This window comes from Pantoea sp. GM_Pan_3, assembly GCF_026541045.1.
Taxonomy (GTDB): Bacteria; Pseudomonadota; Gammaproteobacteria; order Enterobacterales; family Enterobacteriaceae; genus Pantoea; species Pantoea anthophila.
On the sequence record NZ_JALNVA010000003.1, the window covers coordinates 260,242 to 285,070 of the forward strand.

The following is a 24,829-nucleotide window of genomic DNA, read 5'->3' on the forward strand; positions in this document are numbered from 1 at the left end:
GCGTCAGTATCCTTCTGAGTCTAAATCGGGACGAAAAGCGTCGGTGTCGAGCCGGTTAACCTCGGTCTCTACGCCGCCATCCGGATGCAGGGTAAACCAGCGCCAGCCTGGCGCGACGGTATCAATCGCAAAGCTGGTGCAGTGGGGTTTGAACTGCACGCAGGTCGATGGCGTCGCCAGCACCCGGCGGCCATGCCACAGCAGATCCAGCTCCTGATGAATGTGACCACATACCAGCGTCCGGGCCAGCGGATAGCGCTGTAGCACCGCGTCAAGCTGATGGGAATTGCGCAGGCTGTGCTGGTCGAGCCAGGTGCAGCCTGAGGCCAGCGGATGGTGATGCAACAGCACCAGCGTATGTCGTTGTGGAAAGCGGGCCAGCGCGTTATCGAGCCACTCCAGCTGGTAGTCGCTCAGCATGCCGTGCGGCACACCGGGCACCTGGCTGTCGAGCAGAACGATCTGCCACTGATCGCCCAGCAGCACCTGCTTGTGGGCATTGATGTGGGCGGCTGCCAGCGTATCGACCATCGCAGGCTGGAAATCGTGATTTCCCGGCAGCCAGACGCAGGGGCGGGGCAAACGTGAGATACCCTCAGCAAAATGCTGATAGGCCTCCACTGAGTGGTCCTGAGCCAGATCGCCGGTGGCAATGATCAGGTCGTAGTCGCGCTGCTGCGCAGTAATTGCCTCCACGACCGCTTCATAGCTCGACCAGGTATTCACCCCAAGTAGCGACTCATGTTTTCCAGCGAACAGGTGGGTGTCCGTGATTTGTAAAATCCTGATTTCGGAACCGTTCGCCACAGGAAGAGTTAGCAGGCTATCCAAAGCGTTTCCTTCGTCTCCACGCCATTTACTGCATTATACGCATCAGCAGACCGGAACTGCCATTGCGCCATGTGCCAGGCAGTAGCGCAGCCAGTCTGCGAGAAACTGGTTTATCTGATGTTTTTCATCGCGCTGATGCAATTTTTTATTAGGATAATCATAGCGCGCTTTAAAGCGATAGATCTGTTGAGTTGAACACACTTCAGCGACCATCGCATCGTGATAGAGCCGTACCGACATCGAAGGCAGGCTCCAGTAACTCACGGCAGGCGCGACCTGGCGAATCTCCACCAGCGTGGTGTAGCGGGTCGACTCCTGGATGGTCAGCTGATAACGGGCGCCACTCACCTGATAGATCACCGATGCACCCGCCTCATCGCTGCGCGGCAGCAGGCGGCGTAACTGGGCGAAATTGGTTTCGCAGAGCCGCATCATTTCGGGGAAATCAGGGGTATAGCGCTGTTTCATTTTTGTATCCACTCTTCACGTAGTTTTTCATGGTGCAACGCCAGCCATTGCAGGGCGATGACAGACGCCGCATTATCGATAATCCCCTCTTCCACCCAGCGATAAGCCTGTTCGCGGCTCACCACATGGACAAGAATATCCTCATTCTCTTCCTCCAGACCATGGCATCCCTCTGCCAGGCTGGCATCCACTTCCCCGATCAGCACCGACAGTCGTTCGCTGGTGCCGCCAGGGCTGGCCAGATAGCTCAGCATAGGCTTAATCCGGCCGACCTCTAATCCTGCTTCTTCCACGGCTTCACGACGCACGACCTGCTCAACAGACTCCCCCGGCTCGATAATGCCGGCGACCATCTCCAGCAGCCAGGGCGAGGCACTGCTGTCATAAGCCGGGATGCGGATCTGTTCAATCAGCACCACTTCATCGCGTAAGGGATCATAAGGTAGCAGCACGGCGGCATGTCCGCGCTCAAAAACTTCGCGCTGCACTTCGCCGCTCATTTCGCCATTAAACTGGCGGTGGCGGAAGCGGTAACGTACAACGGAAAAAAAACCATCATAGACGGTTTCGCGTGTAATAATTTCTACATCGTTTTTTGTGAAAGTCACGGGGGATTTTTTTTCTTCCGGCATCATCAGGTTCCTTATGCAGATTGGGTGGAGCGAAAAAAGCCTCTGACCGTGCTCCATGTAGGGTGTTCTTTCTGAATTATTTACGTAAATTAGAGGGAGAAGGCACGTTCAGCCAACTTATCTCACAGTTGCCCTCTGCTAGAATCGGCGATAATTTTTGGCTTACCCGGCAGCGCACGCACTGCAATTTGCTGCAACAAAAGGAATGCAAATGAAAAAACTGCTCCCATTTTTTATTGGGCTGAGCCTGGGCGGTTTCAGCTTTACCGGCCAGGCCGAAGATCTGCTGCAGGTTTACCAGCAGGCACGTCTGAGCAACCCGGATCTGCGCAGCGCCGCAGCCGATCGCGATTCTGCTTTTGAGAAAATCAACGAAGCGCGTAGCCCATTATTACCACAGCTCGGCCTGGGTGCAGATTACACCTACAACAGCGGTTATCGTGATAACAGCGGACTCCATTCCAACACGACCAGTGGCTCGCTGCAATTAACCCAGACCATTTTCGACATGTCGAAATGGCGCGCGCTGACCCTGCAGGAAAAAGCGGCCGGTATTCAGGATGTGACCTATCAGGTTGCGCAGCAGGATCTGATTCTGAACACCGCCACCGCCTACTTCAATGTGCTGAAAGCGATTGATACGCTTTCTTACACCGAAGCGCAGAAACAGTCCATCTATCGTGAGCTGGACCAGACGACTCAGCGCTTTAACGTCGGCCTGGTGGCCATCACTGACGTTCAGAACGCCCGCGCGCAGTATGACAGCGTACTGGCTAACGAAGTCACTGCGCGAAACAATCTGGATAACAACGTAGAGACGCTGCGTCAGATCACCGGCATGGACTACCTGTCGCTGGCGTCGCTGAACATCGACCGTTTCAGAACCGATAAGCCGGAAGCGGTCAGCGCGCTACTGAAGCAGGCGGAAAGCCGTAACCTGTCGCTGCTCTCTGCACGTCTGAACCAGGATCTGGCCCGTGAGCAGATCCGCTCCGCAGAAACCGGTCATATGCCGACGCTGGATCTGACCGCCTCTACCGGCATGTCGAACAGCAAATATGGCGGCAGCCGTGCTAACCAGAGCGCAGGCTCTACCGACTCCATCACCGGTTCAAACCAGGTGGGTCTGAGCTTCTCCCTGCCGCTTTACAGCGGCGGCGGCGTGACCTCTCAGGTGAAACAGGCGCAGTACGGTTTCGTCAGCGCCAGCGAACAGCTGGAAAGCGCTCACCGCACTGCGGTGCAGACCGTGCGCTCATCGTTCAACAACGTGAACGCCTCGATCAGCAGCATCAACGCCTATAAACAGGCCGTTGTCTCTGCGCAGAGTTCACTCGATGCGTCAGAAGCCGGTTATCAGGTGGGTACACGTACTATCGTCGACGTGCTGGATGCGACCACCGTACTCTACAATGCCAAGCAGCAGCTTTCTGATGCGCGCTACAGCTACCTGATTAACCAGCTGAACATCAGCTATGCGCTGGGCACGCTCAACGAGCAGAGCCTGCAGAAACTGAACAGCCAGCTGGGTAAAGAGATCCCGACCTCTCCGGAAACCGTGGCACCGGAAAACGCGCAGCAGACCGCGCGCGTGGACAACGGTCCGGTCGCGACGGGCTCAGCAGAGGCTGCGCGTCCTGCCGCTGCCCGCCAGAAAAGCGGTAACCCTTTCGGTAACTAATCAGCACTGACGGGCTGCTTTGCGGCCCGTCTCTCTGTTGAACGTATAACTAAGTAAAGATCCCTGCGGCATCAGGCCTTCAGCTTCAATTTTACCCCCCCATCCCCTATTCTATGCGCTACCTTTGGGCACAGGATAATCATAATGAAACGCACAAAATCTATTCGCTATGCCGCTTTTCGTAAGAGCTGGCAGGCGCGCCATTTAACGCCTGTTGCTATCGCGGTTTCAGCGGTATTTATGCTGGCAGGCTGCGAGCAGAACGATGAAACGGTTTCGATGTATCAGAACGCCGATGACTGTTCTAAAGCCAATCCGGGTCAGAGTGCGCAATGTACCACCGCCTTCAATGAAGCCAAAAAAGAGGCGGAGCGCACCGCGCCAAAATATGCCACACGTGAAGATTGTGTCGCTGAATTTGGTGAGAACCAGTGTCAGCAGACCCCGGCTCAGGCGGGCGCCGGCACCACCAATGCTGAAGCCCAGCAGAATGGCGGCAGTTTCTGGATGCCGCTGATGGCCGGTTACATGATGGGTCGCATGATGGGCGGTGGCGCAGGCTTCGCACAGCAGCCACTCTTCTCGTCGAAAAACCCGCGCAGTCCGGCAAATGGCCAGTTTGTGGATGCTTCCGGCCGTAATTATGGTGCCGCGACCTCCGGCAAAACCATGAACGTGCCGAAAACGGCGCTGGCTCCTAAACCTGCGACGACCTCCACCATTACCCGTGGTGGCTTCGGTGAAACCGTGGCGAAGCAGAACAGCATGCAGCGCAGCAGCGCCAGCGGTACCTCCAGCCGCTCAATGGGAGGCTAATCCCCGATGGAACGCATTGCCATTTCAGAACGTCCGGGCTGGCGCGAAAAAGCCACCGAGTTCGGTTTCCGTTTTCACACCATGCATGGCGAGCCCTACTGGTGCGAAGAGGCGTACTACCAGTTCACGCTGGCGCAAATCGATCATCTGGAAGAGGTGACGGCTGAGCTGCACCAGATGTGTCTGCAGGTGGTGGAAAAAGTGGTCAACAGTGAAGCCCTGCTGACCCGCTTCCGCATTCCCCGGCACACCTGGGATTTTGTGCGGGATTCGTGGCGTCAGCGTCAGCCCTCGCTCTATTCGCGCCTCGATCTCGCCTGGGATGGCAAAGGCGACATCAAGCTGCTGGAGAACAATGCCGATACGCCGACTTCGCTGTATGAAGCGGCCTTTTTCCAGTGGCTCTGGCTGGAAGACCAGCTTAATGCCGGACAGCTCCCGGCTGGCAGCGATCAGTTCAACAGCCTGCAGGAAAAACTGATCGAGCGCTTTGCCACCCTGCATCAGCAGCATGGGTTTAACCTGCTGCATTTCGCCTGCTGCCGTGACACCGAAGAAGATCGCGGCACGGTGCAGTATCTTCAGGACTGCGCGACCGAAGCGGGTCTGCCGGTTGAATTTCTCTACATTGATGAAATTGGCCTGGGAGAAAAAGGCGAGTTTACCGATGCCCAGGATCAGGTGATCAGCAACCTGTTTAAGCTCTATCCGTGGGAATTCATGCTGCGTGAGATGTTCTCCACCAAGCTGGCTGATGCTGGCGTGCGCTGGCTCGAACCGGCCTGGAAGAGCATTCTGTCGAACAAAGCCCTGCTGCCGATGCTCTGGGAGATGTTCCCGAATCACCCTAATCTGCTGCCCGCCTGGTTCGCGGAAGATGATGTCCCGCCGATGGAAAAGTATGTGGTTAAGCCGCTGTTTTCCCGCGAGGGCGCGAACATCCGCATCATCGAGAAGGGTCAGGAGATCGCCCGCGTCGACGGGCCTTACGGTGAAGAGGGAATGATCGTCCAGCAGTTTCATCCGCTGCCTAAGTTTGGTGACAGCTACACGCTGATCGGCAGCTGGCTGATTGACGATCAACCCGCCGGTATCGGCCTGCGTGAAGATCGCGAGCTGATCACTCAGGATCTTTCACGTTTCTATCCGCACGCGTTTATCGGTTAACACAGCGCGACAAGAACAGGCCAGCCTCTGGCCTGTTTTTTCTCAGCAGCCCTAACCTGCCTGAACCGACAACATGCTGATGGCACCCATCTCCATCCCCTCAACCGGAAGGGTGATGGCGTCATCTGGCTGACGCGCACCCAGCACATAGAGCAGCGGCAGATAGTGCTCAGGCGTCGGGTTCGCCAGCGCCGCATCAGGATGCGTCATAAAGTTCACCAGCGGATGGGAAGCGGCATCGCTCTGCACCTCAAGGTTATCGCGGACAAACTGCTCAAAGCGGCTGGCCCAGGGATAGACCTCGTCTCCGCCTCCCCAGCGCACCTTACGCAGGTTATGCACCACGTTACCACTGGCGACGATCATCACACCCTGATCGCGCAGCGCGGCCAGTTTCTGCCCCATCTCAAAGTGAAATGCAGCAGGTTTTGTGCCGTCGATGCTGAGCTGCACCACCGGAATATCGGCCTGCGGGTACATCTTAATCAGCACGCCCCAGGAACCGTGATCAAACCCCCATTCATGATCCAGCGTTACCGCCACCGGCGCCAGCTGCTCCACCAGCTGCTGCGCCAGCTCAGGCGAGCCCGGTGCGGGATAGCGGGTGTCAAACAGCGCCTGCGGAAAGCCGCCAAAATCATGAATGGTTCTGGGAGAGGACATCGCCGTTACCGCCGTACCGCGCGTATACCAGTGCGCAGAGACCGCCACAATCGCCCGCGGGCGTGGCAGAGTCTCACCTGCATGGCGCCAGGCGGCCGTATAACGGTTCTCTTCAAGGGCATTCATTGGGTTGCCGTGGCCCAAAAACAGCGCCGGCATGCGTAACTGGCTCATTCGTGATCCCCCGGGATCGGTTAGGTGATAGCCACTACGATACGCGCATTCCCGACGTTAGCACGCTGATAAGCGTGATGATGATTATCAGAAAATTTGAATAACTCAGAAAGGAAAACAGGTCACGATGCGTGACCTGTTTTTGACGGTCAGCGATTAGCTGGCGTGACGGGTCTCGTGTTCACGACGCCAGGCAATCAGATCTTCAATGGTCACCACCGGCATGTTGTGCTGACGCGCGAACGCAATCGCCTCAGGCGCATGCGCCATAGTGCCGTCGTCGTTGGTCAGTTCACACAGTACGCCTGCGGGCTTAAAGCCGGCCAGCGTCACTAAATCGATGGTCGCTTCGGTATGACCGCCACGGCTTAAGACGCCACCTTCACGCGCACGCAGCGGGAAGACATGGCCAGGGCGATGCAGATCGGTGGGTTTAGCGTCATCAGCAATCGCCGCACGGATCGTGGTAATACGATCCTGAGCAGAAACGCCGGTGGTAACGCCCTCTGCAGCCTCGATGGTCACCGTGAAGCCGGTGCCAAACGAGCTGGTGTTGTTCTCCACCATCATTGGCAGGTCGAGCTGCTGACGACGTTCTTCGGTCAGGCAGAGGCACACGATGCCGCTGCCGTGACGAATGGTCAGAGCCATCTGTTCAACGGTCATGGTTTCTGCGGCGAAGATCATATCGCCTTCGTTTTCACGATTTTCATCGTCGAGCACCATCACACCGCGTCCCTCACGCAGGGCGGCGATAGCACGTTCTACACGCTGTTGAGGCGTGCCAAATTCAGAAAGTAGCGTCTGATTCATGGTAATAAAAACCTTAAAATGTATGGGTTACCAGAATCAGGGCATGCTTAGGAGTGACGTCAAAAAGACGTGGCAATAACGTGATGCAGACACAATTGTCCGACAGGTGTCGTTACCCTCTCCCATCCGGACTGTAACCGTCGGCCCCGGAATTGCACCGGATCTGCTGTCCTTTACCCCGCTTTTCAGTGGAATAAAGCGCTCGCGGGCTTTCAGCCGAGGCTGATTTACCGCCGGTGGGGAATTGCGCCCCGCCCTGAGAATAAGCAAATCAACTATAACGCCGATCGTTTGTAGCGGCAATCATCAATAGCGCAATTGCTTTTGCATTTTCTGCGTTACCGATTTGAGGTTTATCCTTTTCATTTCTGGCATTACACTTAACACTTATTACGTTGGTAAACACGCTGACACAGCTCCCGTAACCAGGAAATCATCATGATCGACACGAAAAAAATTGAACAACTTGCCCGCCAGGTTCACGACGCGATGCCTAAAGGCGTTCGCGAGTTTGGCGATGATGTCGAAAAGAAAATTCGTCAGGTTCTCCAGGCGCAGCTGACCCGGATGGATCTGGTTAACCGTGAAGAGTTTGATGTGCAGACGCAGGTGTTACTGCGTACGCGTGAGAAAATGGCGGCACTGGAGCAGCGTCTGGCCCAGCTGGAAAGTCAGGGTTCATCAGCAGGTACGCCGCCGACCGCGACCGCACCGGTTGCCCCTGCTGCGCCGGTTACCCCGCCGTCATCCGTAGCAACTTCCCCTGCGGCAGCACCGGTATCAACACCGGCTGCCGATGTGGTGAAACCTGCTGCGGATAACAAGCCAGAATAAGCCGTTAAGCGGGAGCACGGCTCCCGCTTAATACCGCTGTCAGCTGCTGCGGATGGTTTTGATGATGTTGGTGGTTGAGATACCGTCTTCGAAGTTCAGCACCTGTACGTCGCCGCCATTTGCCCACACCTCTTTGCTGCCCGCGATATCTTCCGGCTTGTAATCGCCGCCTTTGACCAGCAGGTCAGGCAGAATGCTGGCGATCAGCCGCTGCGGGGTATCCTCTTCAAACAGCACCACCCAGTCGACCGCTTCCAGCGCACCGAGAACAATCATGCGGTTTTCCTGCGGATTGACCGGACGGCTCTCCCCTTTCAGACGTTTGGTTGACGCATCGCTGTTAACCGCGACAATCAGCCGATCGCCGAGTTTGCGGGCGTTCGCCAGGTAAGAGACATGACCAGCATGCAGAATGTCGAACACCCCGTTAGTCATCACCACTTTTTCACCGCGGCGGCGCGCCATCTCAACGGCGGCTTTTAACTGCGCTTCCGTCATGATGCCGAACCCCTGCTCCGGTCGGGCATGAATAGCGTTTTCCAGCTCAACGGTACTGACCGTCGAGGTTCCCAGTTTGCCGACCACGACACCGGCTGCTGCATTGGCGAGGAAACAGGCTTCTTCCAGTGAATCGCCTGCCGCCAGCGCCGCCGCCAGTACGCCAATGACCGTATCGCCGGCACCGGTCACGTCATAGACCTCCTGCGCCTGAGTCGGCAGATGCAGCGGCGCTTTGCCTGGCTGCAGCAGCGTCATGCCATTCTCGGAGCGGGTCACCAGCAGCGCAGAGAGATCGAAATCGGCAATAAGCTGCATGCCGCGCGAGACAATCTCCTCTTCGCTTTTGCATTTGCCGACCACGGCTTCAAATTCTGAAAGGTTTGGCGTCAGCAGCGTCGCGCCACGGTAGCGGGCAAAATCGGTGCCTTTCGGGTCGATGAGAACCGGCACACCGGCGTCACGCGCCAGAGTAATCATGGTCTGCACGCTTTCCAGCGCGCCTTTGGCGTAATCGGATAGCACCAGCGCACCGGCAGCCACCAGGGATTCACGCATCTTCTGATGAATAGGTTCCGGATCGACCTGATCAAAGCCCTCTTCAAAGTCGAGGCGGATCAGCTGCTGATTGCGGGAAAGCACGCGCAGTTTGGTGATGGTCGGATGGCTTTTAACCGCCACGAAGTCACAGTGTACGTTGACATCTTTCAGCGTGCTGCTTAACACGCGCGCCGCATCATCTTCGCCGGTCAGGCCAATCAGGCGTGACGCGGCACCGAGTGCTGCAATGTTCATCGCCACGTTTGCTGCGCCGCCAGGACGCTCTTCAACCGTGTCCACTTTCACCACCGGCACCGGTGCCTCAGGGGAGATACGGCTGGTTGGGCCATACCAGTAGCGGTCCAACATTACATCGCCGACGACCAGCACTGAGGCTTGACCGAACGCGGGCAGAGTCACTTTCATTCCAGACACTCCAGACTGCATTAAAAATAGTGCGCGGATGATAGCACAGTTGCGATTTGTGCTATCAGCATCACGCCAGGATAGACGCAGGCGTTACCAGCCAGCGCTGCCAGCTGCTCAGCACCGTCTGCTGCTCCGCGCCATAGGCCTCTGGCTCCACGTGGCCAGGCAGCTCCTGCAGCGCGCGATGGTGCAGGGCGTCGCGCAGGGTAACGTAAGCCTGCGTCAGCGCTTCCGCTTCATCGGCGGCCATTTTGTGGTACGTCGCCATCAGCTCAAAAATGCGCACATTATCTGACCAGCGGGTGAGTTCAGGCTGCTCAGCGGCGTAGCGTAAGACAAGATATTGCGCGATGAATTCAATATCGGTGATGCCGCCCGCGTCCGTTTTAATATCCCAGCGACCTTTGTGCTTGTTGCTGAGGTGAGTGCGCATCTTTTCACGCATCTCACGCACTTCAGTCTGCAGGGCTTCCGCGCTGCGCGACTGCGAGAGGATCGCCCGGCGAATGGCATTGAAGCGTTCCCCCAGCGCCGCCTCGCCAAACACTACGCGCGCCCGGACCAGTGCCTGATGCTCCCAGGTCCAGGCTTCGTTGCGCTGATAGTCGTCAAAGGCGTCAAAGGTACTGACCAGCATGCCCGCCGCGCCGGAAGGACGCAGCCGTGCATCCACTTCATAGAGAATGCCGGAGGCGGTGCGGGTACTGAACAGATGCATGATGCGCTGAGCAAGACGCAGATAGAACTGACGGCCATCAATGCTGCGCTCGCCGTCCGTCACCACGTCTGCCGGGCAGTCATGCAGGAAGACCAGATCGAGGTCAGAACTGTAACCCAGCTCCCAGCCCCCCAGCTTGCCGTAGCCCAGCACGGCAAAGCCGCGCTCATGTTCGCTGGTCAGGTGCGAGGGGCGGCCATAGCGCTGCACCATCATCGTCCACGCCTGCCGCACCACGGAGTCGATAATCGCCTCCGCCAGCCAGGTCAGGTGATCGCTCACTTTCATCACCGGCAGCGTGCCCGCGATGTCGGCGGCGGCAATACGCAGATGCTGAGCCTGTTTAAACTGCCGCACCGCTTCCAGCTGCTGCTCTTCATCCTCAGTGGGAATACGCAGCAGATACTGTCGCAGTTCGTCACGATAGGCGTCGGTGGCGGTGGGCTGATAGAGCGTGGCGGGATCGAGCAGCTCATCCAGCAGCAAGGGGTGACGTGCCAGCTGGCTGGCCACCATTGGTGAGGCGGCACACAGCCGGATCAGATGCCGCAGCGCGCCATGATATTCGGTGAGCAGCTCCAGATAGGTGCTGCGGGTCAGCACGCCAAGCAGCAGCGGCGTCACGCGGCTGAGCGTGACCGCCGCGTCTTCGCGCAGGCAGACTTCGCTCAGCAGCCGCGGCATCAGCTGATCCAGCGCCTGACGACCACGCGGGCCGATGGTGCGCCGGCTGATGTCCTGACGAAAAGCTTCCAGCGTCTGATGCAGTGACAGCCGCTGATCGTCGCTGAGCTGCGGCACCAGCGGAGCCAGCTCGCTGTCCTCCAGCTGGTCCTGCCACAGAACCTGAAACTCCGCCAGCTCACGCTGGTCGTCGATGTCCGGGGTGTCCTCACCAATCAGCTCGTCAAAGATAGTGCGCACGGCCGCCATCTGACTGTCGAGCTGCGTCATCAGCGTCGTCCAGTCGGCACAATCCATTGCCCATGCCAGCCGGGCGCGATGCAGCGCATCCTCCGGCAGGGTCTGTGTCTGCTCATCGCCCAGGCTCTGCAGCAGATTCTCAAGCCGCCGCAGAAACAGGTAGGCCTCGCGCAGCGCATCGACCTGTTCAGCAGGGAGCAGAGCCAGCGTTTTAATCGCCTCCAGCGTTGGCAGCAGCGCACGCAGCTGAAGTGAGCGCTCACGTCCGCCCCGAATCAGCTGAAACACCTGCACGATAAATTCGGTTTCGCGAATGCCGCCCGCGCCCAGTTTGATGTTATTTTTCAGTCCGCGTCGCCGCACTTCGCGGCTGATCATCCCTTTCATGTTACGCAGCGACTGGATCACGCTGAAGTCGATATAGCGCCGGTAAACAAAGGGCCGCAGCATCTGCTGCAGCTCAAGGCTCCAGCGATCCTGGTCATCGCCCATCAGCCGCGCCTTGACCATGGCATAGCGCTCCCAGTCCCGCCCCTGCTCCTGGTAGTAATCTTCGAGCGCGGCAAAGCTCATCACCAGCGGGCCGCTGTCGCCAAAGGGGCGCAGCCGCATATCCACCCGATAAACAAAGCCATCCATGGTGGGCTGATCGAGCACTTTGATCAGCCGCTGCCCCATACGGGTAAAGAACTGCGCGTTGTCGAGTTCACGCCGTCCGCCACGCGTGGTGCCGTTTTCTGGCCAGGCAAAAATCAGGTCGATATCAGAGGAGAAATTGAGTTCGCCGCCGCCCAGCTTGCCCATCCCCAGGATCAGCAGCGGCTGTGCCTCACCATCGGCATTGCAGGGTGTGCCGAAATCATGACAGCAGGCCTGCCAGACCCAGTCACGCGCCCGGCTGATCAGCACTTCCGCTAACACGCTGAGCTGCTGCAGGCTCTGTACGGTCGAGGCCTGTTGCAGGGCCTGCATCCAGGCGACCCGCACCAGCATACGACGACGAAACAGCCGCAGTTCCCGCATCAGGCTCGCTTCACTGTCAACCGTACTCAGCGCCTGATTCAGCCATGCGGCATAGTGTTGCCACTCATCAGGCTGCGGCGGCTGGTCGCGTATCGCCTGCCACCAGTCGGGATGTTGTTGCAGGTTTTCCAGCACGAAATCACTGAAAGCCAGCCCGGCAGCCTCCTCCGGGCTGAGCGAGGCCAGCGGCACCCCAAGCTGTCGGGCGGCCTCTTCGGCCTGATTGCGTAACAATGCGGGAAGTGCTGACAACATAACGCCCTCCTTGATGGCGTGACCTGAAAGCGGTTAGCGGCCTGTGCCGCTGGTGAGCCAGAACGGCGACTGTTTCATTGCCTGCGAGGCCAGCCAGGCTAAGCCCGACTCCTGCTTTTCATGAATGGCTGACAGCAGCTGCTGCCAGGGTTCCAGCCAGCTGGCGACGGTTTCAGGCGCGTAGGATCCGGCCAGCAGGTGAACCGTCAGCAGCTGACGCGCCAGACGGGTCGCCTTGTCCTGATATTCGTTCGGCTGTTTCACCGTGCTGAAGGTCTCTCTCAGATCGGCATTCACGCGGCTCAGCATGATGTCGCTGAAGCGTTTAAAGGAGCCCTGTAGCTTGGTTTCCCCTTTGACGTCGATCCACTGACGCCACTGAGATTCCGCCAGCCAGTGCGTCAGAGCCAGCTGGGTCTCAACGGAGAGTGAAGAGAGACAGAAGGCAGCAGCGGCCTGCTCTTCATTCACCAGCGTCTCTTCCAGCGTGGTCAGTTGCTGACGCAGCGCGCTGCTGGCTTTGCGTGGCACCAGCGCACCAAACAGGCTGAACGCCTGGCGCAGCAGATCCAGCGCTTCGCGCACCGCATCCTGTGCTGCCGCATTGCCCCGCAGCCAGACCTCTTCATGATACTGCCAGTGGCTGAGGCCAGCCGACATGGCGGCGACCATCCCCTGCTCCACGGTGGCTTTCGCCCCCGCTTTGAGCAGCGGGAACGGCTTGATCAGGCGCGGCGGATTCCCCTGCGCCAGCTGATAACCCCGGGCGGCTTTACTCAGACTGCCCATCCGCAGTCCCCCCTGCGCCACCAGCTGCTGTGCAAAGGTCAGCAGATCCTGACGTTCGCCACGCTTCAGCTCAAGCTCGACCTCGCACAGCGGTTCGCTGAACTCACCGGCCGACACCTCGCCCTGGTCAAACGCCACTTCAATTTCGCTGTTTCCAGAGGTAATCAGCCAGATCTCGCGCTGGAAATGGGTGGTGAAAAGCGGCTGTAAGCGCGACTGGAGCGCCGCGACATCGGTGCCCTGCGGCCAGATCGTGGCGGGCAGGCGCGCAATATCGAGCACCGGTTCGCTGAGTTCAACGTTGTATTCCGGGCGCTGATGCAGTCCGCCCAGCGTCTGCCCCGCGGCCTTCAGGGTCATCTCATACTGTTTATCGATGCCACGAATGCGTAAGCCCATGTCCCAGCGTCGCAGCTGGTTGTCATCGGTCTCAAAGTAGATGTTGGTCAGTTCACGGGCCGCCTGGTGCTGATGCGGCAAAGTGGAGAAGTACTCAGCCAGTTTCCCGGCCGCTTGTGGAGTTGCAATGAACTTTAGTTCGATTTCGATGGTCATAATTTTTTATTCACTACGCCGCTGGCACTTAAGAGGGTTTTTCCTGCATATTTCAGGCGATTATCAGCAGGCTGGTTACGCTGTCGCCTGAGGGCAAGGGGTTATGAGGCGAAGATTAATGCACAGAAGCGGCGCTGTCTCTGCTTTCTTTGCGCTTTGCAGACCTTTTCGCACTCCCATGAGACCAGGATAGTTCTCATTCAGATTTATGCGGGGCCTCTCCAGACTGTGCCGGTAAATTTTTAGTCAGATTAAGCCAAACGAAATCGAATGAAAAAAATCACACTCGCTGGAATCACTTTGCTGGCCCTCAGCACCCTTGCACCTGCCCACGCCGACGAAAAACGCTATGTCTCTGATGAACTCTCGACCTGGGTGCGCAGCGGCCCCGGCGACCAGTTCCGCCTGCTCGGTAAGCTGAACGCCGGGGAAGAGGTGCAGCTGTTACAGACTAACAATGATACTCATTATGGCCAGATCCGCGATTCGCAAGGCCGCACCACCTGGATCCCCCTGTCGCAGCTCAGCGCAAATCCGAGCCTGCGCACCCGGGTGCCGCAGCTTGAGCAGCAGGTCAAAGATCTGACCGCCAAGCTGGATAACATCGACAACAGCTGGAACCAGCGCACCGCCGAGATGCAGAACAAAGTCGCCAGCAGCGACGGTGTCATCAACGGGCTGAAAGACGAAAATCAGAAGCTGAAAAATGAGCTGATCGTCGCGCAGAAGAAAGTCAGCGCCGCCAACGTTCAGCTGGATGACAAGCAGCGTACCATCATCATGCAGTGGTTTATGTATGGCGGCGGCGTGCTGGGCGTCGGCCTGCTGCTGGGTCTGTTACTGCCGCACATGCTGCCGCGCCGCAAGAAAAGCGATCGCTGGATGAACTGACCGCATTCTGCCGGTTTTAAAGGGGGGATCAGACGATCCCCCCTTTGGCATGTCTGCAATCCGGGCAATCTGTGCAACAATAAAACCAGATGCACCGCTGATTTCAGGCGCGGGATGCGCCCGGCGTGCCGATCATTTCTTTTTCTCTGGAGTTTTACGTGAAGACGTTTCTTGTTGGCGGTGCGGTGCGTGATGCGCTGCTGAATCTGCCGGTTACAGACAAAGACTGGGTGGTGACCGGTGCCACGCCTGAAGCCATGCTGGAGCAGGGCTATCAGCAGGTCGGTCGCGATTTTCCCGTTTTCCTGCATCCTGTCAGCCGCGAAGAGTATGCGCTGGCACGAACCGAGCGGAAAAACGGGAAAGGCTATACCGGATTTGTGACCTGGTCTGCTCCCGACGTGACGCTGGAGCAGGACTTACAGCGGCGCGATCTGACGATTAACGCTATAGCGCAGGATGAGCATGGCAAACTGGTCGATCCCTACGACGGCCAGCGTGATATCGCTCAGCGCCTGCTGCGCCATGTTTCTGCGGCTTTCAGTGAAGACCCGCTGCGGGTTTTGCGGGTCGCGCGCTTTGCGGCGCGTTTTGCTCACCTCAACTTTCGTATCGCCCCTGAAACCCGGCAGCTGATGCAGCAGATGGCGGAGAGCGGAGAGCTGGCAAATCTTACGGCTGAGCGGGTGTGGAAGGAGACGGAAAAAGCCCTGAGCACCCGTAATCCGCAGGTCTATTTTCAGGTACTGCGCGACTGCGGTGCGCTGAAGGTGCTTTTCCCCGAACTGGACAATCTGTTTGGCATCCCGGCCCCTGCGAAGTGGCACCCGGAGATTGACACCGGCGTCCACACGCTGATGACGCTGGCGATGGCTGCCGCGCTCTCCGGAGAGATCGAGGTGCGCTTCGCCACGCTGTTCCATGACGTCGGTAAGGCACTGACGCCGCCTGAGCGGTGGCCCAGCCATCATGGTCATGGTCTGGCGGGTGTGCCGCTGGTTGAGGCGCTGTGTCAGCGGCTGCGGGTGCCCAACGCGATTCGCGATCTGGCCCTGATCGTGACCGAGTTTCATGACGTGGTGCACACCATTGAGCGGCAATCCGCGGCGTCACTGGTGGCGCTGTTCGACCGGATTGATGCGTGGCGCAAGCCGCAGCGCGTCGAACAGATGGCGCTGACCAGTGAAGCGGACGCACGCGGGCGTGCCGGGCTGGAGAGTATGGCCTATCCGCAGGGTGACTATCTGCGTCGCGCTTTTGCGCTGGCCCAGGCGGTTCCCACTAAAGCCGTGATCGAGGCGGGATTTAAAGGTGCGGAAGTGCGGGAGGAGTTAACGCGACGACGGGTTGACGCCGTCGCGCAGGGTCTGGCGATCGGGCTGACTGACTAGCAGTCTGCCTGCGGTTTACATGAAGACCATGTAGACCGCTGCCGCGACGATAAAGCGGTAGATGGCGAACGAGACAAAAGAGATGCGTTTGATCAGCTCAAGGAAGGCTTTAATCGCAATCAGCGCCACGATAAATGCCGTCACAAAGCCCACCGCGAACATCGGGAAATCGGCCATCGTCAGGAAGCCGATGCTCTTGTACATATCCAGCACGGTCGCGCCCATCATCATTGGCACGGCCAGGATGAAGGAGAACTCCGACGCGGCATAACGGCTGACGCCCATCAGCATCCCGCCAGAGATAGTGGCACCGGAACGGGAGAAGCCAGGCCACAGCGCCAGGCACTGGAAGCAGCCAATCATAAACGCCTGACGATAGGTAATATCATCGACGCCCACGGCTTTCGGCTGTTTTGGCTTCAGGAACTCGGCGGCCAGCAGCAGCACACCCCCGACCACCAGCGCGTACATTACGTTGATCGGATTAAACAGCGTTTTAATCTGATCGTGCAGCACCAGACCCACAACGACTGCCGGCACCATGCCCAGCAGAATATGGATCAGCGACAGACGACCGCTGCCGACACCCTCATGTTTCACTTCGCCAAAGTGGATGCCGATCAGCCCGAACAGACGGCGCCAGAACATCACCACTACGGCCAGAATCGATCCTAACTGGATCACAACTTCAAAGGTCTCGGCTTTTTCACCCTCAAAGCCCAGCAGGTGACCCACTATAATCATGTGCCCTGTGGAAGAGACCGGTAAAAATTCGGTCAGCCCTTCCACAACGCCCAGGATTGCAGCTACCCAAAGCTGATGAATATCTGCCATCAAATGTTCCCTCTATCCGTTTCAAAACCATTAAAAAGGCGGTAGCGCGCTGCTATCGCCTGAAATCATGCCGCTGTTAGCCTGAAGTAAACCTTAAGGTCTAAACCGATTCGCCTGCTGTAACGCATCGGTACAGGCTATGACAGACAGTAATTTGGTTTGGTTTCATTGTGATGGCAATCACATCGTATTTATTTAGGAATAGTCCCGCGCTCGATTCGCACGCCAACCTGCGCCGCCTGGGCCACCGCGCCCGGTTTGCTGACCTTTATGCGTACGCCAGGCGAATTGAAACGGTTCATCAACAGATCCGCAATTTCTTCAGCAACCCGTTCCACCAGGGCGAAACGGCTGCCGGTCAGGTGCGTCAGAATGGCCGAGGAGACATCGGCATAGCTGAGGCAGTCCTTCACATCGTCGCTGCTGGCCGCCAGCCGGTTATCCCAGGCCATTTCGACATCGAGCACCAGCTTCTGCTGTATGCCCTGTTCCCAGTCGTAAACGCCAATGGTGGTGAACACCGTGAGTTGTTCTATAAATACGATATCCATGATAAGACTCTCTGTTTTTGGCTAAGCCGGATACCACTTCCGGCGGATTATGCGTATTATCCACGGTTGAAGAGATCAAAACGACCCTGAAGGGAACGGTACGGTGTTATGAGTGCTTTCGCGCTTGGTATGATTATTTTCGCGTATCTTTGCGGTTCGATTTCCAGTGCCATTCTGGTCTGTAAAGTCGCTGGCCTGCCCGATCCCCGCACGCACGGGTCCGGCAATCCGGGGGCGACCAACGTGCTGCGCCTGGGCGGTAAAGCCGCAGCCGCCACCGTATTAGTGTTTGATGTGCTGAAAGGGATGGTGCCGGTCTGGCTGGCCTGGCTGATGCACGTTCCCCCGCTTTATCTTGGCCTCACCGCGATTGCCGCCTGCCTGGGTCATATCTATCCGGTGTTCTTTCGCTTTCGCGGCGGAAAAGGGGTGGCGACGGCATTCGGTGCCATCGCGCCCATTGGCTGGGACCTGACCGGCCTGGTCACCGGCACCTGGCTGTTAACGGTTCTGCTCAGCGGCTACTCGTCACTGGGCGCTATCGTCAGCGCGCTGATCGCGCCGTTTTACGTCTGGTGGTTCAAACCGCAGTTCACCTTCCCGGTTTCCATGCTCTCCTGTCTGATCCTGCTGCGTCATCACGATAATATTCAGCGGCTGTGGCGGGGACAGGAAGGCAAGATCTGGAAGCGTAAAAAGAAATCTCAGCCATAAAAAAAGCCGGCAAGCCGGCTTTTTTCACATCAGATGGCGGGCAGTTCCGCCAGCGGCCAGCGCGGTCGCACGCTGACGCCTAACCCCCCGCGCGTTCCTCCTTTCAGTCGCACCATGCCCGCATACGCGATCATCGCACCATTGTCGGTACAGAACTCAGGACGGGCGTAGAAGACTTCACCGCCGCGCTTTTGCATCATGACCGCCATCTGCTCGCGCAGCGTCCGGTTGGCGCTGACGCCGCCCGCAATCACCAGACTCTTAAAGCCGGTCTCATCCAGTGCGCGCTTACATTTGATCGCCAGCGTGTCCACTACCGCATCCTCGAAGGCGCGGGCGATGTCGGCTCGGGTCTGATCGTCATCCGCATTAGCGCGAATGGTGTTCGCGGCAAAGGTCTTCAGCCCGGAGAAGCTGAAATCCAGCCCCGGACGATCGGTCATCGGACGCGGGAAGGTGAACCGCCCCGCCGTGCCCTGCTGCGCCATTTTCGACAGCATCGGCCCACCCGGGTAGTCGAGACCCAGCAGCTTCGCCGTTTTATCAAAGGCTTCACCTGCCGCATCATCAATCGATTCACCCAGCAGGAGATATTCACCGATGCCGGTGACGCTGATCAGCTGAGTATGTCCGCCCGACACCAGCAGCGCGACAAACGGAAATGCCGGTGGATTCTCTTCCAGCATCGGAGCCAGCAGATGACCTTCCATATGGTGGACCGGCACCGCCGGCACTTTCCAGGCAAACGCCAGTGCGCGACCAATCGTCGCGCCGACCAGCAGCGCACCGACCAGCCCTGGCCCGGCGGTGTAGGCCACCGCATCGATCTGCTGTGGTGCCAGACCGGCTTCTTTCAGCGCCGCCTGAATCAGCGGCACGGTTTTACGCACGTGATCGCGTGAGGCCAGTTCCGGCACCACACCGCCATAATCTGCGTGCACTTTAACCTGGCTGTAGAGCTGGTTAGCCAGTAATCCGGCCTCGTCATCATAGATTGCGATGCCGGTTTCATCGCACGACGTTTCAATACCCAGAATTCGCATTGCATCACCTCATTCTTGCGGCGCGCAGTTTATCACAGCAATGGGAGATGCAGCGCGGCCATCCCGCGTAAAAAGTCATTTTCTGTCGGCTAAAGAGTGCGCTATACTCCCGCCCCTGGAAAAACCGGCAGCCGCACAGGCAAACGCTCCTGTTGGTTTCAAATTGTCCATGGTGCTTTACAAACCAACCTGGGTTGGAGTAAAATGCTGCACCATTTTGAAATGTGCTGGCGCCGCAGTCAGCAGCAAAACCGAATTTTATCGAGGTGAGAGTTACATGCCGGTAATTAAAGTACGTGAAAACGAGCCATTTGACGTAGCACTGCGTCGCTTCAAACGTTCTTGCGAGAAAGCAGGCGTTCTGGCTGAAGTTCGTCGTCGTGAGTTCTATGAAAAACCGACTACCGAACGTAAGCGCGCTAAAGCGTCAGCAGTTAAGCGTCACGCCAAGAAACTGGCTCGCGAAAACGCACGCCGCACTCGTCTGTACTAAGTCGTTCCGGAGGTCCGCCTCCACCGCGTGATTCACGCAGACAGAGTCAAGTAAAAGGCCGTGCTTTCCGAAAGGAAGCGCGGCTTGTTGCCGTTTATGAGCTGAAAAACCGGGGCGTATGGCTGGACGAATTCCACGCGTATTTATCAACGATTTACTTGCCCGCACGGATATCGTGGATCTTATCGATGCCCGCGTTAAGCTGAAAAAGCAGGGTAAGAATTTCCACGCGTGCTGTCCTTTCCACAATGAAAAAACCCCCTCTTTCACCGTAAACGGCGAAAAACAGTTTTATCACTGTTTCGGCTGTGGCGCACACGGCAATGCCATCGACTTTTTGATGAACTTTGATCGTCTGGAGTTTGTTGAGAGTATCGAAGAGTTAGCCACCGCCCACGGTTTAGACGTGCCTTATGAAGCAGGCAGCGGGCCCAGCCAGATGGAACGCCATCAGCGCCAGAGCCTGTATCAGCTGATGGAGAGCCTGAACGGTTTTTATCAGCAGAGCCTGCAGCAGTCCAGCGCGCAGCCAGCCCGCGACTATCTCGATCGTCGTGGTCTGAGCGCCGAAATCATCGATCACTTTGCGATAGGGTATGCCCCCGCCGGCTGGGACAATGTTCTCAAGCGTTTTGGCAAGCAATCCGAAGACCGTGAGTCACTGATGGAAGCGGGCATGCTGGTCAGCAATGATAAAGGCCGTACCTATGACCGGTTTCGCGACCGCGTCATGTTTCCGATTCGCGATAAGCGTGGCCGCGTCATCGGTTTTGGCGGACGTGTCCTGAGTAACGAAACGCCGAAATACCTGAACTCGCCGGAAACACCGATTTTCCATAAAGGCCGCCAGCTCTATGGCCTGTATGAAGCAGTAAAAAATCATCCTGAACCCGCCCGCCTGTTAGTGGTCGAGGGATACATGGACGTGGTTGCGCTGGCGCAGTATGGCATCGATTATGCCGTTGCGTCGCTGGGCACCTCCACCACGGCTGAACACATTCAGTTGCTGTTCCGCAGTACCGACACCGTGATCTGCTGTTACGACGGCGACCGGGCCGGACGTGAAGCAGCATGGCGTGCGCTTGAGACCGCATTGCCTTACATGAATGATGGTCGTCAGCTACGCTTTATGTTTTTACCCGATGGCGAAGATCCGGATACGCTGGTCCGCAAAGAGGGTAAAGCCGCTTTCGAGGCGAGGATGGAGCAGGCAATGCCGCTCTCTTCGTTTCTGTTTGATAGCCTGCTGCCGCAGGTGGATCTGAGCTCACGCGACGGTAAAGCGCGCCTCAGTACGCTGGCTTTACCGCTGATTACGCAGATCCCTGGTGAGACCTTACGTATTTATATGCGTCAGGAGCTGGGGAATAAACTAGGTATTCTCGATGACAATCAGCTTGAAAAGCTGATGCCAAAGCTGGCCACAAGCGGAACGGCGCCGGTCGCCCCGCCGCTTAAGCGTACCACCATGCGCGTGCTGATTGCGTTACTGATTCAGAACCCGCAGCTGGCGTCGATGGTGCCTTCGCTTGACGGGCTGTCTGAGTCAAAAATGCCGGGTTTACCGCTGTTTATTGAATTAGTCGGTCGCTGTAATGAGAATCCTGGATTGACCACCGGACAGCTACTAGAGTTATATCGCGGAACAAATTTTAGTCAGACGCTTGAAACACTGGCGATCTGGAACCACATGATAGTAGATGAAGAAGCCGAAGCGGTGTTTCAGGACTCGCTGGCCAGCGTTTACGACTCAGCTCTGGAAGAGCGTCTGGAGTTTCTGATAGCGCGTGAACGCACCCAGGGACTGAGCGCCGACGAGCGCCGTGAGCTCTGGACACTCAGTCAGGCGTTTGCCCGAAAATAATTTAGCACGCTGCCCGTTCTGATGGAGGGCGGCGTGGCTGTTTTAAGGCCGTGGGCGTTAAGCCAGGCCTGTAGCACCAACGATTTAAACACGCGGCTTAAGTGCCGATTACTGATGGGCAAAGCCCACGCCGCGACGAAGGCAGCGGCAAGAATTAAAGGCCTTCACTGCTATTGTTGGCTCGCTGCCGACCGACACCAATCTAATTAACAGAAGTGTGGATACCGTCTTATGGAGCAAAACCCGCAGTCACAGCTCAAGCTTCTTGTCACCCGTGGTAAGGAGCAAGGCTATCTGACCTATGCTGAGGTCAATGACCATCTGCCGGAAGATATCGTCGACTCCGATCAGATCGAAGACATCATCCAGATGATTAACGACATGGGTATTCAGGTGGTTGAAGAAGCCCCTGATGCCGACGATCTGATGCTGAACGAAAACAGCTCCGATACTGACGAAGATGCCGCGGAAGCTGCCGCTCAGGTGTTATCCAGCGTTGAATCTGAAATCGGGCGTACGACTGACCCGGTTCGCATGTACATGCGTGAAATGGGTACCGTTGAACTGCTGACGCGCGAAGGCGAAATCGACATCGCGAAGCGTATCGAAGACGGTATCAACCAGGTTCAGTGTTCCGTTGCCGAATACCCTGAAGCGATTACTTACCTGCTGGATCAGTACGACAAAGTTGAAGCAGGTGAATCACGCCTTTCCGATCTGATTACCGGTTTCGTCGATCCTAACGCAGAAGAAGATCTGGCCCCAACGGCTACGCACGTGGGCTCCGAGCTGTCTGAAGCCGATCGTAACGACGACGAAGACGAAGACGAAGACGAAGACGACAACTCCGAGGACGATAACTCCATCGACCCGGAACTGGCGCGCGAGAAGTTCTCCGATCTGCGCAAGCAGTACGAAACCACCCGTAGCGTGATCAAAAGCAAAGGTCGCAGCCATGCCGCCGCCGTTGCTGAAATCCAGAACCTCTCTGACGTCTTCAAACAGTTCCGCCTGGTACCGAAGCAGTTCGATTACCTGGTAGGCAGCATGCGCACCATGATGGAACGTGTTCGTACTCAGGAACGTCTGATCATGAAGCTCTGTATCGAGCTGTGCAAAATGCCGAAGAAAAACTTCATCACGCTGTTCACCGGCAACGAAACCAATGAGAGCTGGTTCAAAGCGGCGCTGGCGATGAACAAGCCGTGGTCTGAAAAGCTGCTGGAAGTGCAGGATGACGTTATGCGTTCCCTGCAGAAGCTGGCGCAGGTCGAAGAAGAGACCGGCCTGACCATTGAGCAGGTTAAAGATATCAACCGTCGCATGTCGATCGGTGAAGCCAAAGCACGTCGCGCCAAGAAAGAGATGGTGGAAGCGAACCTGCGTCTGGTTATTTCGATTGCCAAGAAATACACCAACCGCGGTCTGCAGTTCCTCGACCTGATTCAGGAAGGTAACATCGGCCTGATGAAAGCGGTCGATAAGTTTGAATATCGCCGTGGTTACAAGTTCTCGACCTATGCGACCTGGTGGATCCGTCAGGCGATTACCCGCTCTATCGCGGACCAGGCACGTACCATCCGTATTCCGGTGCATATGATTGAGACCATCAACAAGCTCAACCGTATTTCGCGCCAGATGCTGCAGGAGATGGGTCGCGAGCCGACGCCGGAAGAGCTGGCTGAACGCATGCTGATGCCAGAAGATAAAATTCGCAAAGTACTGAAAATCGCTAAAGAGCCGATCTCGATGGAGACGCCGATTGGTGATGATGAAGATTCACATCTGGGCGATTTTATCGAAGACACCACGCTGGAGCTGCCGCTGGATTCTGCTACCTCAGAGAGCCTGCGTTCTGCCACCCATGACGTGCTGGCTGGCCTGACCGCGCGTGAAGCGAAAGTGCTGCGCATGCGTTTCGGTATCGATATGAACACCGACCATACGCTGGAAGAAGTGGGCAAACAGTTTGACGTAACGCGTGAGCGTATTCGTCAGATTGAAGCGAAAGCCCTGCGTAAACTGCGCCATCCGAGCCGCTCGGAAGTGCTGCGTAGCTTCCTCGACGATTGAGTCCGACAAAAACCCCGGTTCGCCGGGGTTTTTTATGCCTGCTATTTATCCGCCCTGCTCTCCCCCGGATGCAGCTCCCGGTAAAGCTGACGGTAAGCTTCGACCATCTCCTCCAGTGAGGCGCGATTAAGGCCGCTGGGATTTGGCAGCACCCACACCTGGGTTTTCCCCATAAAGACGGGCTGCTTACCCCATTCCACTTTGCGCTGCTGAAAGGCGTGACGAAACGCATCCTTACCCAGGATGGCGAGCGCGGCGGGCTGGTAATTCAGCACCTTTTCCATCAGGCGTCTGCCGCCCTCACGTAGTTCATCCGTGGCAAGCTGGCTCGCCTGCACCGTGGGTCGCTCAACCAGCATGGTGATACCGCAGCCGGTTTCGGTTAAGCGCTGCTCCTCTTCCGGTTTCAGCTGCTCACGGGTGAATCCGGCCTGATGGATGACTTTCCAGAACCGGTTACCGGGATGCGCAAAGTGAAAGCCCTGATGGGCAGTTGACTGGCCGGGGTTAATGCCGCAGAACAGCACATCAAGCCCCGGAGTGATAATGTCGCGGATAGCGTGTTCACTCATGCCTTTCCCGCCCTGCTGTCGCTACGCTGTGGCGTAAGCGCTCTGCTGCTCTGCTTCTCCATAGAACGTCCTGTACTCTCTGCCACGTAATCTCTGGCTAAGATAGTAGTGATTACGCTCAGTACATTCCAGCCTTCAGGACTCAACGCGTTCCGCTATCGACGTGGCAGAAGCAGCACACGGCTACTGCAGCCTGATGTCCAGTTTCGCTAAAGGCATGGCGTCGCATTTTCCACGCTGTTTTAAAACTTCGCTAACGCCGTTCATCAGTTTTGTTATAGAAATCAGCAGGTAAATCGCTGCTGTTTATTTCAGCAACCGATGGCGGAGTGCTGGATCGCCCTGAAGAGATACTTTATAATCCCCGCTCCGCTGGCCCCTTAGCTCAGTGGTTAGAGCAGGCGACTCATAATCGCTTGGTCGCTGGTTCAAACCCAGCAGGGGCCACCAAATTTCCACATAAAAAACATATATTTAAGCCGCTCATAGAAGCGGTTTTTTTGCATCTGGCTTTTCGAGTGGCGGTAAAGTGGCGGTGCATTTTTACCGCCAACGCCTTCCCCCGATCGATTCGCCAGACAAACTCACCTCAA

The 24,829-nt window shown here is 57.1% G+C and carries 22 protein-coding genes, 1 tRNA gene and 1 riboswitch; of the genes, 11 read left to right on the forward strand and 12 right to left on the reverse strand.

The annotated features are described in order from the left end of the window. Window positions 1-3: 3 nt before the first annotated feature. From cpdA to nudF, 3 genes are read right to left on the reverse strand one after another with little or no spacing between them, the layout of a single operon-like run. The gene (gene cpdA / locus OXR04_RS11655) at window positions 4-831 is read right to left on the reverse strand and encodes a 3',5'-cyclic-AMP phosphodiesterase (RefSeq protein WP_009087282.1); all 828 of its coding nucleotides are present in this window, start codon (window positions 829-831) and stop codon (window positions 4-6) included. A gap of 42 nt (window positions 832-873) precedes the next feature. Beyond that, complete coding sequence (locus tag OXR04_RS11660; protein WP_009087284.1) at window positions 874-1,299, reverse strand: DUF1249 family protein; 426 nt, start codon at window positions 1,297-1,299, stop codon at window positions 874-876. Further along, window positions 1,296-1,931: an ADP-ribose diphosphatase gene (gene nudF, locus OXR04_RS11665; RefSeq protein WP_009087285.1), complete on the reverse strand. Its 636-nt coding sequence runs from the start codon at window positions 1,929-1,931 to the stop codon at window positions 1,296-1,298. Before nudF ends, OXR04_RS11660 begins: the two co-directional genes overlap by 4 nt. Before the next feature lie 211 nt (window positions 1,932-2,142). Here nudF and tolC point away from each other — a divergent pair, with 211 nt between their 5' ends. From tolC to OXR04_RS11680, 3 genes are all read left to right on the forward strand, one after another. Further along, the gene (tolC, locus tag OXR04_RS11670) at window positions 2,143-3,612 is read left to right on the forward strand and encodes an outer membrane channel protein TolC (protein ID WP_058956432.1); all 1,470 of its coding nucleotides are present in this window, start codon (window positions 2,143-2,145) and stop codon (window positions 3,610-3,612) included. Window positions 3,613-3,756: 144 nt separating this feature from the next. Further along, complete coding sequence (locus OXR04_RS11675) at window positions 3,757-4,428, forward strand: DUF1190 family protein (RefSeq protein WP_111208167.1); 672 nt, start codon at window positions 3,757-3,759, stop codon at window positions 4,426-4,428. A 6-nt stretch (window positions 4,429-4,434) separates the two neighbouring features. Further along, window positions 4,435-5,595 (forward strand): glutathionylspermidine synthase family protein, encoded by a 1,161-nt coding sequence (locus tag OXR04_RS11680; protein WP_046102560.1) that lies wholly within the window; start codon window positions 4,435-4,437, stop codon window positions 5,593-5,595. Between the two features lie 51 nt (window positions 5,596-5,646). On the opposite strand, the gene ygiD is transcribed toward OXR04_RS11680, so the two are convergent. Then, entirely contained in the window at window positions 5,647-6,432 is a 786-nt protein-coding gene (ygiD, locus tag OXR04_RS11685) for a 4,5-DOPA dioxygenase extradiol (protein ID WP_140924923.1), read from the reverse strand. Window positions 6,433-6,588: 156 nt separating this feature from the next. After that, entirely contained in the window at window positions 6,589-7,245 is a 657-nt protein-coding gene (gene ribB / locus OXR04_RS11690) for a 3,4-dihydroxy-2-butanone-4-phosphate synthase (RefSeq protein WP_009087293.1), read from the reverse strand. 110 nt (window positions 7,246-7,355) lie between these two features. Then, a riboswitch (FMN riboswitch) is annotated at window positions 7,356-7,513 on the reverse strand. Between the two features lie 170 nt (window positions 7,514-7,683). Between ribB and OXR04_RS11695 the strand changes: the two genes are divergently transcribed. Beyond that, window positions 7,684-8,079, forward strand: coding sequence for an accessory factor UbiK family protein (locus tag OXR04_RS11695; protein ID WP_009087294.1), 396 nt, complete (start codon window positions 7,684-7,686; stop codon window positions 8,077-8,079). Between the two features lie 39 nt (window positions 8,080-8,118). Here the strand turns inward: OXR04_RS11695 and hldE are convergent, their stop codons facing one another. The 3 genes from hldE to OXR04_RS11710 all read right to left on the reverse strand — a co-directional run bounded on the left by hldE (window position 8,119) and on the right by OXR04_RS11710 (window position 13,810). Further along, the gene (hldE, locus tag OXR04_RS11700) at window positions 8,119-9,543 is read right to left on the reverse strand and encodes a bifunctional D-glycero-beta-D-manno-heptose-7-phosphate kinase/D-glycero-beta-D-manno-heptose 1-phosphate adenylyltransferase HldE (RefSeq protein ID WP_009087295.1); all 1,425 of its coding nucleotides are present in this window, start codon (window positions 9,541-9,543) and stop codon (window positions 8,119-8,121) included. 70 nt (window positions 9,544-9,613) lie between these two features. Next, window positions 9,614-12,466, reverse strand: a complete 2,853-nt coding sequence (gene glnE / locus OXR04_RS11705) for a bifunctional [glutamate--ammonia ligase]-adenylyl-L-tyrosine phosphorylase/[glutamate--ammonia-ligase] adenylyltransferase (RefSeq protein ID WP_267369971.1) — start codon at window positions 12,464-12,466, stop codon at window positions 9,614-9,616. 33 nt (window positions 12,467-12,499) lie between these two features. After that, window positions 12,500-13,810, reverse strand: a complete 1,311-nt coding sequence (locus tag OXR04_RS11710; protein ID WP_267369969.1) for an inorganic triphosphatase — start codon at window positions 13,808-13,810, stop codon at window positions 12,500-12,502. A 270-nt stretch (window positions 13,811-14,080) separates the two neighbouring features. Between OXR04_RS11710 and OXR04_RS11715 the strand changes: the two genes are divergently transcribed. Both OXR04_RS11715 and OXR04_RS11720 read left to right on the forward strand, forming a co-directional pair. Continuing rightward, on the forward strand, window positions 14,081-14,701 hold the full coding sequence (locus OXR04_RS11715) for a TIGR04211 family SH3 domain-containing protein (RefSeq protein ID WP_267369968.1): 621 nt from the start codon (window positions 14,081-14,083) through the stop codon (window positions 14,699-14,701). A 158-nt stretch (window positions 14,702-14,859) separates the two neighbouring features. After that, window positions 14,860-16,092, forward strand: coding sequence for a multifunctional CCA addition/repair protein (locus OXR04_RS11720; protein ID WP_267369966.1), 1,233 nt, complete (start codon window positions 14,860-14,862; stop codon window positions 16,090-16,092). 15 nt (window positions 16,093-16,107) lie between these two features. On the opposite strand, the gene bacA is transcribed toward OXR04_RS11720, so the two are convergent. Beyond that, complete coding sequence (gene bacA, locus OXR04_RS11725; RefSeq protein WP_009087300.1) at window positions 16,108-16,926, reverse strand: undecaprenyl-diphosphate phosphatase; 819 nt, start codon at window positions 16,924-16,926, stop codon at window positions 16,108-16,110. Window positions 16,927-17,117: 191 nt separating this feature from the next. Beyond that, window positions 17,118-17,477: a bifunctional dihydroneopterin aldolase/7,8-dihydroneopterin epimerase gene (gene folB / locus OXR04_RS11730; protein ID WP_010249061.1), complete on the reverse strand. Its 360-nt coding sequence runs from the start codon at window positions 17,475-17,477 to the stop codon at window positions 17,118-17,120. Window positions 17,478-17,585: 108 nt separating this feature from the next. On the opposite strand from folB, the gene plsY reads away from it, so the two are divergent. Further along, window positions 17,586-18,191, forward strand: a complete 606-nt coding sequence (plsY, locus tag OXR04_RS11735; RefSeq protein ID WP_009087302.1) for a glycerol-3-phosphate 1-O-acyltransferase PlsY — start codon at window positions 17,586-17,588, stop codon at window positions 18,189-18,191. A 29-nt stretch (window positions 18,192-18,220) separates the two neighbouring features. Here the strand turns inward: plsY and tsaD are convergent, their stop codons facing one another. After that, window positions 18,221-19,234: a tRNA (adenosine(37)-N6)-threonylcarbamoyltransferase complex transferase subunit TsaD gene (tsaD, locus tag OXR04_RS11740; RefSeq protein ID WP_267369965.1), complete on the reverse strand. Its 1,014-nt coding sequence runs from the start codon at window positions 19,232-19,234 to the stop codon at window positions 18,221-18,223. A gap of 277 nt (window positions 19,235-19,511) precedes the next feature. Here tsaD and rpsU point away from each other — a divergent pair, with 277 nt between their 5' ends. The 3 genes from rpsU (at window position 19,512) to rpoD (ending at window position 23,664) form a co-directional block, all read left to right on the forward strand. Further along, window positions 19,512-19,727: a 30S ribosomal protein S21 gene (gene rpsU / locus OXR04_RS11745; protein ID WP_001144069.1), complete on the forward strand. Its 216-nt coding sequence runs from the start codon at window positions 19,512-19,514 to the stop codon at window positions 19,725-19,727. 118 nt (window positions 19,728-19,845) lie between these two features. Beyond that, a complete protein-coding gene (gene dnaG, locus OXR04_RS11750) occupies window positions 19,846-21,591 on the forward strand; it encodes a DNA primase (RefSeq protein ID WP_009087304.1) in 1,746 nt (581 codons plus the stop codon). A 231-nt stretch (window positions 21,592-21,822) separates the two neighbouring features. Next, window positions 21,823-23,664, forward strand: coding sequence for an RNA polymerase sigma factor RpoD (gene rpoD, locus OXR04_RS11755; protein WP_009087305.1), 1,842 nt, complete (start codon window positions 21,823-21,825; stop codon window positions 23,662-23,664). A 41-nt stretch (window positions 23,665-23,705) separates the two neighbouring features. On the opposite strand, the gene mug is transcribed toward rpoD, so the two are convergent. Then, a complete protein-coding gene (gene mug / locus OXR04_RS11760; RefSeq protein WP_111208131.1) occupies window positions 23,706-24,236 on the reverse strand; it encodes a G/U mismatch-specific DNA glycosylase in 531 nt (176 codons plus the stop codon). 374 nt (window positions 24,237-24,610) lie between these two features. Between mug and OXR04_RS11765 the strand changes: the two genes are divergently transcribed. After that, a tRNA-Ile gene (locus OXR04_RS11765) sits at window positions 24,611-24,686 on the forward strand. Window positions 24,687-24,829: the final 143 nt, after the last annotated feature.

Bases quoted from the DNA above. Each gene is read 5' to 3' on its own strand.
- OXR04_RS11660 (WP_009087284.1), bottom strand. From the start codon at position 1,299: ATGAAACAGCGCTATACCCCTGATTTCCCCGAAATGATGCGGCTCTGC.
- nudF (WP_009087285.1), bottom strand. From the start codon at position 1,931: ATGCCGGAAGAAAAAAAATCCCCCGTGACTTTCACAAAAAACGATGTA.
- tolC (WP_058956432.1), top strand. From the start codon at position 2,143: ATGAAAAAACTGCTCCCATTTTTTATTGGGCTGAGCCTGGGCGGTTTC.
- OXR04_RS11675 (WP_111208167.1), top strand. From the start codon at position 3,757: ATGAAACGCACAAAATCTATTCGCTATGCCGCTTTTCGTAAGAGCTGG.
- OXR04_RS11680 (WP_046102560.1), top strand. From the start codon at position 4,435: ATGGAACGCATTGCCATTTCAGAACGTCCGGGCTGGCGCGAAAAAGCC.
- ygiD (WP_140924923.1), bottom strand. From the start codon at position 6,432: ATGAGCCAGTTACGCATGCCGGCGCTGTTTTTGGGCCACGGCAACCCA.
- ribB (WP_009087293.1), bottom strand. From the start codon at position 7,245: ATGAATCAGACGCTACTTTCTGAATTTGGCACGCCTCAACAGCGTGTA.
- OXR04_RS11695 (WP_009087294.1), top strand. From the start codon at position 7,684: ATGATCGACACGAAAAAAATTGAACAACTTGCCCGCCAGGTTCACGAC.
- hldE (WP_009087295.1), bottom strand. From the start codon at position 9,543: ATGAAAGTGACTCTGCCCGCGTTCGGTCAAGCCTCAGTGCTGGTCGTC.
- glnE (WP_267369971.1), bottom strand. From the start codon at position 12,466: ATGTTGTCAGCACTTCCCGCATTGTTACGCAATCAGGCCGAAGAGGCC.
- OXR04_RS11710 (WP_267369969.1), bottom strand. From the start codon at position 13,810: ATGACCATCGAAATCGAACTAAAGTTCATTGCAACTCCACAAGCGGCC.
- OXR04_RS11715 (WP_267369968.1), top strand. From the start codon at position 14,081: ATGAAAAAAATCACACTCGCTGGAATCACTTTGCTGGCCCTCAGCACC.
- bacA (WP_009087300.1), bottom strand. From the start codon at position 16,926: ATGGCAGATATTCATCAGCTTTGGGTAGCTGCAATCCTGGGCGTTGTG.
- folB (WP_010249061.1), bottom strand. From the start codon at position 17,477: ATGGATATCGTATTTATAGAACAACTCACGGTGTTCACCACCATTGGC.
- plsY (WP_009087302.1), top strand. From the start codon at position 17,586: ATGAGTGCTTTCGCGCTTGGTATGATTATTTTCGCGTATCTTTGCGGT.
- tsaD (WP_267369965.1), bottom strand. From the start codon at position 19,234: ATGCGAATTCTGGGTATTGAAACGTCGTGCGATGAAACCGGCATCGCA.
- rpsU (WP_001144069.1), top strand. From the start codon at position 19,512: ATGCCGGTAATTAAAGTACGTGAAAACGAGCCATTTGACGTAGCACTG.
- dnaG (WP_009087304.1), top strand. From the start codon at position 19,846: ATGGCTGGACGAATTCCACGCGTATTTATCAACGATTTACTTGCCCGC.
- rpoD (WP_009087305.1), top strand. From the start codon at position 21,823: ATGGAGCAAAACCCGCAGTCACAGCTCAAGCTTCTTGTCACCCGTGGT.
- mug (WP_111208131.1), bottom strand. From the start codon at position 24,236: ATGAGTGAACACGCTATCCGCGACATTATCACTCCGGGGCTTGATGTG.